This window comes from Citreimonas sp., assembly GCF_042096055.1.
Classification (GTDB): Bacteria; Pseudomonadota; Alphaproteobacteria; order Rhodobacterales; family Rhodobacteraceae; genus Citreimonas.
Genome location: NZ_JBELMH010000093.1, coordinates 1 through 10,470 on the forward strand (window position 1 = coordinate 1; position 10,470 = coordinate 10,470).

10 protein-coding genes are annotated in these 10,470 nt (G+C 72.4%); 4 read left to right on the plus strand and 6 right to left on the minus strand.

The genetic code is table 11. The features are described from left to right. Positions 1-95 precede the first annotated feature (95 nt). Positions 96-683 (minus strand): riboflavin synthase, encoded by a 588-nt coding sequence (locus tag ACFDTC_RS15650; protein WP_375259820.1) that lies wholly within the window; start codon positions 681-683, stop codon positions 96-98. A gap of 91 nt (positions 684-774) precedes the next feature. Between ACFDTC_RS15650 and ACFDTC_RS15655 the strand changes: the two genes are divergently transcribed. The 3 genes from ACFDTC_RS15655 (at position 775) to ACFDTC_RS15665 (ending at position 5,415) form a co-directional block, all read left to right on the plus strand. Then, on the plus strand, positions 775-2,070 hold the full coding sequence (locus ACFDTC_RS15655) for a capsule biosynthesis protein (RefSeq protein ID WP_375259821.1): 1,296 nt from the start codon (positions 775-777) through the stop codon (positions 2,068-2,070). Positions 2,071-2,226: 156 nt separating this feature from the next. Further along, positions 2,227-3,375, plus strand: a complete 1,149-nt coding sequence (locus ACFDTC_RS15660; protein ID WP_375259822.1) for a polysaccharide biosynthesis/export family protein — start codon at positions 2,227-2,229, stop codon at positions 3,373-3,375. Between the two features lie 117 nt (positions 3,376-3,492). Next, entirely contained in the window at positions 3,493-5,415 is a 1,923-nt protein-coding gene (locus ACFDTC_RS15665) for a capsular polysaccharide biosynthesis protein (protein WP_375259828.1), read from the plus strand. On the opposite strand, the gene ribD is transcribed toward ACFDTC_RS15665, so the two are convergent. The 4 genes from ribD to ACFDTC_RS15685 form a co-directional block, all read right to left on the minus strand. After that, the gene (gene ribD / locus ACFDTC_RS15670; RefSeq protein ID WP_375259823.1) at positions 5,412-6,521 is read right to left on the minus strand and encodes a bifunctional diaminohydroxyphosphoribosylaminopyrimidine deaminase/5-amino-6-(5-phosphoribosylamino)uracil reductase RibD; all 1,110 of its coding nucleotides are present in this window, start codon (positions 6,519-6,521) and stop codon (positions 5,412-5,414) included. The genes ACFDTC_RS15665 and ribD overlap by 4 nt on opposite strands. Next, positions 6,518-6,991 (minus strand): transcriptional regulator NrdR, encoded by a 474-nt coding sequence (gene nrdR / locus ACFDTC_RS15675; protein ID WP_089883146.1) that lies wholly within the window; start codon positions 6,989-6,991, stop codon positions 6,518-6,520. Before nrdR ends, ribD begins: the two co-directional genes overlap by 4 nt. A 132-nt stretch (positions 6,992-7,123) precedes the next feature. Next, a complete protein-coding gene (locus ACFDTC_RS15680) occupies positions 7,124-8,665 on the minus strand; it encodes an amidohydrolase (protein WP_375259824.1) in 1,542 nt (513 codons plus the stop codon). Then, a complete protein-coding gene (locus ACFDTC_RS15685) occupies positions 8,662-9,066 on the minus strand; it encodes a secondary thiamine-phosphate synthase enzyme YjbQ (protein ID WP_375259825.1) in 405 nt (134 codons plus the stop codon). The genes ACFDTC_RS15680 and ACFDTC_RS15685 overlap by 4 nt, the downstream gene beginning before the upstream one ends. Positions 9,067-9,240: 174 nt before the next feature. Between ACFDTC_RS15685 and ACFDTC_RS15690 the strand changes: the two genes are divergently transcribed. Next, positions 9,241-9,912 carry an SDR family oxidoreductase gene (locus ACFDTC_RS15690; protein ID WP_375259826.1) on the plus strand — a complete coding sequence of 224 codons (672 nt, stop codon included), beginning with the start codon at positions 9,241-9,243 and terminating at the stop codon, positions 9,910-9,912. Between the two features lie 51 nt (positions 9,913-9,963). Here the strand turns inward: ACFDTC_RS15690 and ACFDTC_RS15695 are convergent, their stop codons facing one another. Further along, complete coding sequence (locus tag ACFDTC_RS15695; protein ID WP_375259827.1) at positions 9,964-10,098, minus strand: hypothetical protein; 135 nt, start codon at positions 10,096-10,098, stop codon at positions 9,964-9,966. Positions 10,099-10,470 lie beyond the last annotated feature (372 nt).

Below are 10,470 nucleotides of genomic sequence, written 5' to 3' on the forward strand. Positions count from 1 at the left end.
GGAGGTCGGGGGCGCTGCCCCCGCTTGCTCCTTCGGAGCAATTCACCCCCGGGATATTTCCAGAGAGAAGAAACCGGGCGCGCCTGTCGCGGTCGTCAGAGGCTTTCGGCGAGGCGGGCGACGTAGCGGGCGAGCGTGTCGATCTCGAGGTTGACGCGGTCGCCGACGCGGGCCTCGCCCCAGGTGGTGACGGCCTTGGTGTGCGGGATGAAGTTGATCCCGAAGCTGGCGCCGTCCACCTCGTTCACCGTGAGCGAGGTGCCGTTCAGCGCGACCGAACCCTTGGGCGCGATGAAGCGCGCGAGCGTATCCGGGGCGCGCAGGGTGACGCGGGTGCTGTCGCCCTCATCGTGCATGGCGGTGATCTCGGCCACGCCGTCCACGTGGCCCGAGACGATGTGGCCGCCCAGCTCGTCGCCGACGCGCAGCGCGCGCTCGAGGTTCACGCGCCGCCCCTCGGCCCAGGCGTCGAGGTTGGTCCTGGACACCGTCTCGGCCGAGACGTCGACGTCGAACCAGCCCTCGCCCAGCGCGACCGCGGTCAGGCAGACCCCGTCGCAGGCGATGGAGGCGCCGATCTGGATGCCGGCCGTCTCGTAGGCGGTGCCGATGCGCGCGCGCAGGTCGCCGCGCCGCTCGACGCCGCGAATGGTGCCCTTGTCTGTGACGATCCCGGTAAACATGCGGCGTGCCCCCTGCTGACGCGGACCGGCCACACTTTTGCCGGGCTCGCGCTGTAGCGCTGTCTGCGAGGCAACCACATAGACCGGCCCCATGACCCGTGCAACCGTCCCCGCGCCCCGCGTCTTCCTGTTCCTGCAGGGCCCGCACGGCCCGTTCTTCGACGGGTTGGGCCGGATGCTGCGCCGCGCCGGGGCCGAGGTCTGGCGCGTGGGCTTCAACGCGGGCGACCGGGCGTTCTGGCGCGACGGGCGGCGCTACATCCCCTATCGCGGCGCGCCCGAGGCCTGGCCCGATGCTCTGGACGCGCTTCTCGTCGACAAGGGCGTGACCGACCTCGTGCTGTACGGCGACGTGCGCGCGCGCCACGCCACGGCGATCGCGCGGGCGCGGGCGCGCGGGCTGGCGGTGCACGTCTTCGAGGAAGGCTATCTGCGGCCCTACTGGGTGACCTACGAGCGCGACGGCGCCAACGGCCATTCGCGGCTGATGCGCACCGGCGTGGACGAGATGCGCCGCGCGCTGGAAAGCTGCGATCTCGAGGCGCCGCTGCCGCCCGCGCATTGGGGCGACATGCGCCAGCACGTCTTCTACGGCGCGCTCTACCACGGCCTCGTGATGCTGGCGAACCGGGGCTATCGCGGCTACCGGTCGCATCGCGACGTCACCGTGCTGCACGAGTTCCGCCTGTACCTGCGCCGGCTGCTGCTGATGCCGCTGACGCGGCTGCAGCGGATGGCGGCGACCGCGCGCATCCGCTTCGGCGGCTTTCCCTACCACCTGGCGCTGCTGCAGCTCGAGCATGACAGCAGTTTCCGGCAGCATTCGCCCTTCGCCACGATGGCCGAGTTCGTCGAGACGGTGATCGCGGGCTTCGCCGCCGGGGCGCCGGATCATCATCACCTGGTGTTCAAGGCGCATCCGCTGGAGGACGGCCGCGGCGACATCCCCGGCGCGATCCGTCGCGCGGCGCGCGCGCAAGGCGTGGCCGGCCGGGTGCACTACGTGCGCGGCGGCAAGCTTGCGCAGCTGCTGGGCGATGCGCGCAGCGCGGTGACGGTGAATTCGACCGCCGGGCAGCAGGTGCTGTGGCGCGGCATGCCGCTGAGGGTGTTCGGCGACGCGGTCTACGCCAAGGCCGACTTCGTCTCGACCCAGGCGCTGCCCGCGTTCTTCGCGGCGCCGACGCGGCCCGACATGCGCGCCTACAAGGATTATCGCCGCTACCTGCTGGAAACCTCGCAGGTGGCGGGGGGCTTCTATTCCGCGCGCGGGCGGCGGCAGCTGCTGCGGCAGGTGGTGGACATGATGCTGGCGCCCGACGATCCCTACGACGCGCTGTCGCGCGGCACCGCGGCCCCGAGGCAACAGTTGCAGGCGGTCGGCTGAGCGCGCCCGCCGTGCGCTGGTTTTTCAACGGATTGCCCGCTACGCTTCGCCGATCAGGGGGCAAGAGCCGGCCAACGGCCCGCCCCGGAGGCAAGGCAAGACAGCCCGGCACACCGATCGTCCGGGCCTGAACGACAAGGTCGAGGAGACCGAGCAGTGAGACAATCCTCCAGCCGCCTGGCGCGCACGGTCGCGCTTCTGGCCGCAGTCGCCGTGCTGGCGTCCTGCGGCCTTCCGCGTGTCGGTCCGACCAAGAAGGAGATTTACGCGGGCTCGGTCCAGCGCGACGGCGACGCCTTCGTGGTGGCGGTCAACGACCGGGTGACGCGCGCCACGGGCGTGGTCCCGGCGCTGGGCTTCACCGACGATTTCCGCAACGCCGGCGTGTTGGGCTCGGACACGATCCGGGCCGGAGACACGCTGGGCCTGACGATCTGGGAGAACGTCGACGACGGGCTGCTGGCCGCCGAGGCGACCAACGCCACCGTGCTGGAAGAGGTGCAGGTCGACGGCGACGGCTTCGTCTTCGTGCCCTATGCGGGCCGCATCCGCGCCGCCGGCAACACGCCCGAGCGGCTGCGCGAGATCATCACCGAGCGGCTGGACGACCAGACGCCCGACCCGCAGGTGCAGGTGCGCCGGCTGGCGGGCGACGGCTCGACCGTGAGCCTGGTGGGCGCGGTGGGCGGCCAGGGCGTCTACGCGATCGAGCGGCCCACGCGCACGCTGTCGTCGATGCTGGCGCGCGCCGGCGGCATCACGATCGAGCCCGAGATCGCGCAGATCACCGTGGTGCGCGGCGACCGCCGCAGCCGCGTGTGGTTCGAGGATCTCTACGAGAACCCGTCCTTCGACATCGCGCTGCGCGGCGGCGACCGCATCCTGGTCGAGGAGGATCGCCGCGCCTTCACCGCGCTGGGCGCCACCGGCACGCAGGCGCGCGTGCCGTTCGAGACGCAGACCCTGTCGGCGATCGAGGCGATCGCGCAGGTGGGCGGGCTGGTGCCCACGGCGGCCGATCCCACGGGCGTGTTCATCCTGCGCAACGAGCCGGCCGAGATCGCCAACCAGGTGCTGGGCCGCACCGACCTGGTGGGCGCGCAGCGGATGGTCTACGTGCTGGACCTGACGCGCCCGAACGGGATGTTCATGGCGCGCGACTTCGTGGTGCGCGACCAGGACACGCTTTACGTCACCGAGGCGCCGTTCACCCAATGGGATCGCACGATCGCGGCTCTGACCGGCTCGCTCGGGTCGGCGGCGGCGATCGCGGACGCGTCGGCCGCGCTGGGCACCGGCGGCTGAGGCTGGCTAAGGCCCTTGAACCATAATCACAACGAGGGACAGGGCCGCGCCGGGGGAGAAATCCTCCGGCGCCTTCATGTCTACAACGGCGGATCGCTGCGGCCGGGCCTGCGGCGGATGCTGCGCGGCGCGGGCTGGCAGGTGGCGCTGGGCTGGCCCGGACCCGACGGGTTCGTTGGCGTCTGGGGCGCCTCGCCGGTGGCGCACCGCGGCGAGGCGGTGGCGCGACGCACGGGGGCGACGCTGGTGCGGATCGAGGACGCGTTCCTGCGCTCGCTGCATCCGGGCCGGCTGGGCGAGGCGCCGCTGGGCATTCTGATCGACGGGAAGGGCGTGCATTTCGACGCGTCGAGGCCGTCCGAGCTCGAGGAATTGCTCGCGACGCACCCGCTGGACGACGCCGCGCTGCTGGCGCGCGCGCGGGCGGGGATCGCGCGGATGCGCGCGGGGCACCTGTCGAAATACTCCGCCACGCGGCCCGACATCGAGCCGCCCGCGCCGGGCTACGTGCTGGTCGTGGACCAGGTGCGCGGCGATGCCTCGGTCCGCGCAAGCGGGGCGGACCGGGCGCGGTTCCTCGAGATGCTGACCTTCGCGCGGCAGGAGAACCCCGGCGCGCGCATCGTGCTGCGCACCCACCCCGAGACCGCGCGCGGGCTGCGGCCGGGGCATTTCACGCCGGCCGACTGCGCCGCCGGGATCACGCTGCACGACGCGCCCGTGTCGCCCTGGGCGCTGCTCGACGGCGCGACGGCGGTCTACACGGTGTCGTCGCAGCTGGGGTTCGAGGCGATCCTGGCGGGGCACAGGCCGCGGGTGTTCGGCACGCCGTTCTATGCCGGCTGGGGCCTCAGCGCGGACGAGACCGCCCTACCCCGCCGGACCCGCACGTTGACCCGCGCGCAACTGTTCGCGGCGGCGATGATCCTCTACCCGCGCTGGCACGACTCCTACCGCGACCGCGCCGCCACCTTCGAGGAGGCGCTGGACGCGATCGAGGCGCAGGCCCGCGCCTGGCGCGAGGATCGCGCCGGCTGGGTCGCGTCGGGCATGCGGCTGTGGAAACGCAAGCCGCTGCAGCGCTTCTTCGGGCGGACGCGGCGCGTGGTCTTCGCCGAGCCGCCGCGCGCGGCGCAGATCGCCGAGGCCACCGGGCGGCGTCGCATGGCCTGGGGCGCGGGTTCGGACGACGCGGTGCGGGTCGAGGACGGGTTCCTGCGCTCGCGGGGCCTCGGCGCCGCGCTGGTGCCGCCGCTGTCGCTGGTGCTGGACGAAGACGGCATCTACTACGATCCGGCGCAGCCGTCGCGGCTGGAACGACTGATCGCGGAGAGCCACGGCCTGCGCGACGACGAAAGGCTGCGGGCCGAAAAGGTGATCGCGCGCATCCGCGCGAGCGGCTTGTCGAAATACAACCTCGGCGGCGCGCGGCCTGACTTGCCGGCGGGACGCCGCGTGCTGGTGGTGGGCCAGGTCGAGGACGACGCCTCGGTCCGCCTCGGCAGCCCCGAGACGCGAACCAACGCGGCGCTGCTGGAGCGCGCGCGGTCCGAGCGGCCGGACGCCGTGCTGCTCTACAAGCCGCACCCGGACGTCGAGGCCGGGTTGCGCGCGGGCCGCGTCGAGGCGCCCGGGCGATGGGCCGACGCAGTGCTGGCCGAGGCGGCGATCGCGCCGCTGTTGGAGCAGGTGGACGAGGTGTGGACCATGACCTCGCTCGCAGGGTTCGAGGCGCTGCTGCGCGGCGTCGCGGTCACCACGCTGGGCGCGCCATTCTATGCCGGCTGGGGCCTGACGCGCGACCTGGGGCCGGTGCCCGCGCGGCGGCTGGCCGGCCCGCGCCCGAACCTTGCCGGCCTCGCGCATGCGACGCTGATCGGCTATCCGCGCTACCTGGACCCGGTGACGGGGCACGCATGCCCGGTCGAGGTGGCGCTGGACCGGCTGGAGAGCGGGCAAGCGCTGCCGCGCGGGCCGGCGTTGCGGGTGCTGTCGAAGGCGCAGGGCCTGCTGGCCTCGCGCGCGCATCTCTGGCGCTAGCCGGCCCGACGCCAGATCGCGCGCGTGTCGCCGCCCACGGCCTCGACCGACCGCAGAGCAAAGCGCGGCGCCTCGGCCAGACGCTCGACCCCCAGCGCGCCGAGTCCGGGCTGCCCCTCGGCCCCCAGCGCGACGCCCGCGCCGAAGACCTGAAGCTCGTCCACCAGGTCGGCCGCCAGAAGCGACGCGGCGAGTTGCCCGCCCCCCTCGCAGAAGACGCGCGTGATGCCTTCGGCGCCCAGCGCCTGCAGCACCGCCAGCGGATCGACGCGGCCGGCCACCACCGCGCAGGGCAGCAGCCTGGCGCCGAGGCCGGACCAGGCGTCGCGTAGCGGCTTGTCCACGTCGGGGCCGTGGCAGACCCATAGCGGGACCTCGCGCGCGGTGCGGGCCAGCTGGCCCATCAGCGGCAGGTCGAGATGCCGCGAGACCGCGACGCGCACCGGCTGGCGCCGCTCGCCGAAGCCGCGCACGGTCAGCGCGGGGTCGTCGGCGCGCGCGGTGCCGCCGCCGACCATCACCGCGTCGTGACCGGCGCGCAGGGCGTGGACCGCACGGCGCGCGTCCGGCCCGGTGATCCAGCGGCTTTCGCCGGTGGCCGTGGCGATGCGCCCGTCGAGGCTGAACGCAAGTTTCAGCGTCAGCCAGGGCCGGCCCTGGTCGACGCGCAGGAAGAAGCCCGCAAGCTCGTCCAGCGCCTGTTCGGCCAGAACGTCGGTGACGACGGTGACGCCCGCGTCGCGCAGCCGGGCGAAACCCGCGCCCGACACGCGCGGATCGCGGTCGCCGATGGCGGCCACGACGCAGGCGATGCCGGCCTCGATCAGCGCGTCGGCGCAGGGCGGGGTCTGGCCGTGATGCGAACACGGCTCGAGCGTGACGTAGGCGGTGGCGCCGCGCGCGGCCGGGCCTGCCATGCGCAGCGCCTCGGTCTCGGCATGGGGCCGGCCGCCGGGTTGCGTCCAGCCGCGCCCGACCACGTGGCCTTCGTGCACGATGACGCAGCCGACGGCGGGGTTGGGCCAGCACTGGCCGCGCGTGCGGCGGCCCAGCGCCAGGGCGTGGGCCATGTGGCGGGCGTCTTCCGCGGTGGCGCGGGCGGTCACTTGTCGCCCGGCGCGCCGGGTTGGGGCCGCAACTCGCTGACGAAGCGGTCAAAATCGTCGGCGGCCTGGAAGTTCTTGTAGACGCTGGCGAAACGCACGTAGGCGACGGTGTCAATGCGCGCGAGCGCCTCCATCACGATCTCGCCGATGAGCTTCGAGGGGATGTCCGTCTCGCCCATCGATTCAAGCCGGCGCACGATGCCCGAGATCATCTGGTCCATGCGCTCGGGCTCGATGGGGCGTTTCTGCAGCGCGATGCGGATCGAGCGTTCCAGCTTGTCGCGGTCGAAATCCTCGCGCCGGCCGTTGGACTTCACCACGACGAGGTCGCGCAGCTGCACGCGTTCGTAGGTGGTGAAGCGTCCGCCACAGGCCGGGCAGAAGCGCCGCCGCCGGATCGAGACGTGGTCTTCGGCCGGGCGCGAGTCCTTGACCTGGGTGTCTATGCTTCCGCAAAACGGGCAGCGCATTCGGCCGTTCCCCTCGTTCCTGACTGCTCAATCGCCGGTTTGCGGGGTTCGGCCCGCTTATCCACAGGAACTATAGGGGAGGACATAGGTTTTGGGTAGAGCAGATTTCCTGCCGCTAGATGCGGATTCGCCCTAGCCGGGGATGTGCCAGTGCCGGCCGCGCGGCGTCTCGACGTATTCCGGCCAGGGCAGGTCGACCGGGGCCGGATAATCCGCGAGCGGCGGAACGGACGCAGCGTCGCGGCGGCGCTCGAACTCGGCCCTTGCCGCGTCGCGGGCGCCTTCGTCCTGCAGCAGGCGCAGCGCGGCGCGCGCCAGCGTGCGGCCGGCGGTCTGGACCATCGGGTCGATCAGCGCCGGCATGCCGCCCATCGCGTTCATCGCCCAGGGCGGGTACGGCCCGCCGCGCAGCGCCGGACGCGCCACGTAGAGCCGCGCGGTGGGCGCGTGCCACGTCATGTCGGTGTAGTCGTCCGAGGTGCTGTTGGTCTGCGACGGCGGCAGGTCGCGGCGCAGGATGGCCTCGGCCTCTTCGGGGTCGATGAGACGCGTGCATTCCGGCAGCAGCGGATCGGCGTCGGGCGCGTGGCCGCAGGCCCGCTGGACCTGGCGGGCCAGGCCGCGCGCCGCGTCGTCCCATTCGGGCGGGCCGGCGTCGCGCAGCGCGTCCCAGACCAGCCGCGCCAGCGCGTGGTTCGCAAGGCCCGGGCGCGACTTGCTGACCCAGTGCCTTTCCACCGTGCAGCCGGTGATCGCGGCGCTGTGCTCGGCCAGCCGGTCGAGCTGCGCGGTGATCTGCTCGGCCATGCCCAGGTCGGGTACGCGGATCATGTATTGCAGGTCGGCGCGCAGGGCCGGCAGGTTGTCGGCGGTCGCCTGCCCGGTGGCGAGGATCGCCTCGGACACCGACCAGCCGCCGCGATGGGGCAGCATCGAGGCCCGCAGCGCGCGGGCGGTCTGGTACATCGTCATCAGCGCGTCGTTGGCGCCCGGCGCGCGGATGTCGGAATGGCTTTGCGGGATCGGCGCGCCGTCGCGGGCGCCCCAATCCTGCGGCGCGTCGCAGCGGAAGCGGTAGACGAAGCTGTAGGCGGCGCCGCAATGCGTGTCCCAGCGCACCGTGTTGCACAGCGGCAGCATGTAGAACGGATGGAAGGACAGCATCGCCGCCAGCCCGTCGTAGTAGCCCGCGGCGGCGTGCAGGGGTTTCGAGCCGCGCACCTTCTCGGCCGGCTCGCCCGTGAAGCGCAGGCCACCCTGGATGCCATGCGCATGCATCGCCGCCTTGGTGGCCAGCAGTCCGGCCAGCGCGCCGGTGCCCAGCGCCGAGTGCGGGTCGGTGTGGCCGGCGGCCATCTCGCCCGTGCCGTCGCGGGGGGCCTGTTCGGGGCGCGGCGCCTGGCTGTTGCCGGGGACCGCGTCGTACTCGGCGTACATCCCGATCACGGGACCTGCGCCGTTGTGCCATTCAGCGCAGAAGGCGGTGGGCATGCCAGCGGTGCCCTGCTCGACGGTGAAGCCCTCGGCCCGCAGCTGGCGCACGTACCAGTCGGACGAGCGGTATTCGCGCCAGGCGGGCTCGGCCCAGTCGAAGAGCTGCGCGGTCCAGTGCGAAAGCTCGCCCGCTCGGTCGCGCAGGGCGGCGTCGGCGGTTTCGGTCGCGGCGTCCGTCATGCCATGTGCGCCACGACCTGCCGGCGATGCGGGGCGTCGCGATGCTCGACCAGGTAGATGCCCTGCCAGGTGCCCAGCGCCAGCGCGCCGCGGGTGACGGGGATCTGCAGGTTGACCGGCAGGATCGCGGCCTTGAGATGCGCGGGCATGTCGTCGGGCCCCTCGGCCACGTGCGTCAGGAAGCCCATGTCGGGGTGATCCGCCGGCGGCACCGTGCGGTGCAGCCATTCCACGAGGTCGCGGCGCACGTCCGGGTCGGCGTTCTCCTGGATCAGCAGGCTGGCCGAGGTGTGGCGGATGAACAGCGTGCACAGCCCCGTGCCGCGGACCCAGGCCGCCACGTCGCCGGTGAACTCGTACAATCCCGGCCCTTCGGTCGAGATGGTGAACGTCGTCTGCATCGCGCCTCTCCCTTTCGCACCGTCTGTGGCACGGCACGCCGGCGCGACGCAACGCCGCAGGGCGCGCCTGCCCGAATTTCGGGCGACGGTCGGGCGCCGGAAACCCTGCGGCGCCCGCCGGGGTTGAACCCGGAACCGCCCGTCGGGCGAGCGAAACTTTCAGGGGATATCATCATGACCAAGACCATCTTCATCACCGGCGCCTCGAGCGGAATCGGGGCCGCGACCGCGCGCGCGGCCATTTCGGCGGGCTGGAACGCCGGGCTCTTCGCCCGGTCCGAGGCCAAGCTGGCCGACCTCGCGGCCGAGCTGGGCGACGCCGCCCTGCCCCTGCCGGGCGATGCGACCGAGTTCACCCAGCAGCAGAAGGCGGTCGACCGGCTGGCCGAGCATTTCGGCAGCGTCGACGCGGCCTTCGCCAACGCGGGCACCGGCCTGTCGGCCGCCGGCACCGACGCGGGCGATCCCGAGGAATGGGAAAAGCTGATCCGTGTCAACGTGATGGGCGTGCTCTGGACCGCCAAGGCGGCGATGCCGCACCTGAAGAAGGCCAAGGGCGACCTGCTGCTGACCGGCTCGGCCGCCGGGCGGCGCCACATCAAGGGGTCGGTCTACGGCGCGTCGAAGTGGTTCGTGCACGGCTACGGCGGCAACCTCGCCGAGGAGATGCGCGAGTTCGGCGGCCGCTGCACGGTGATCGCACCGGGCATGGTCGACACGCCGTTCTTCGACGAGCCGAAGCCCGACAAGCTGCAGCCCGAGGACATCGCGCGCGCGGCGATGTTCGCGCTCGACGCCGACCGGCGCGCGGCGGTGCAGGAAGTCTTCGTCATGCCCAACGGCTGACGCCCCGCGCGGGGCGGCGCGACGCGGCGGGGAAGATCCCCGCCGCGCGCGTCAGGCCAGGCGCACGATCGCGAGCGTCGCCATCAGCGACGCCACGACCAGTACGATGATCCCCAGCGAGGCGGGCCGTTGCCCGACCGATTTGGGCGCGAAGCAACGGCCGCAGTAATTGCCACGAAGACGCATGCGGTGGCCGCACTCGTCGCACCTGAAGACACGAAACGCCATTACTCGAACAACCTTGCAAACAAACGTTGCTCAGATTGAATGGTTAACGATTCGAGTCAACGTTAACTAATTTGCAGGTGGCGCCGGCCCGGACCGCTGCGCAAGCACCGGGCGGAATGCCTGTCTTGGCGGCCCTCGTCGGCAAGTCCCGGGGCGCGCGGAACACGGATCGAGGCAGGAAAAAGGGGCCGCAAGGGGCCCCTTTTCGTCGCTCGAAGCTCCAAGGAAGGCGCCCGCCTACTGGTCGAGGAACGACCGCAGCTTGCGCGACCGGCTGGGATGCTTGAGCTTGCGCAGCGCCTTCGCCTCGATCTGGCGGATACGCTCGCG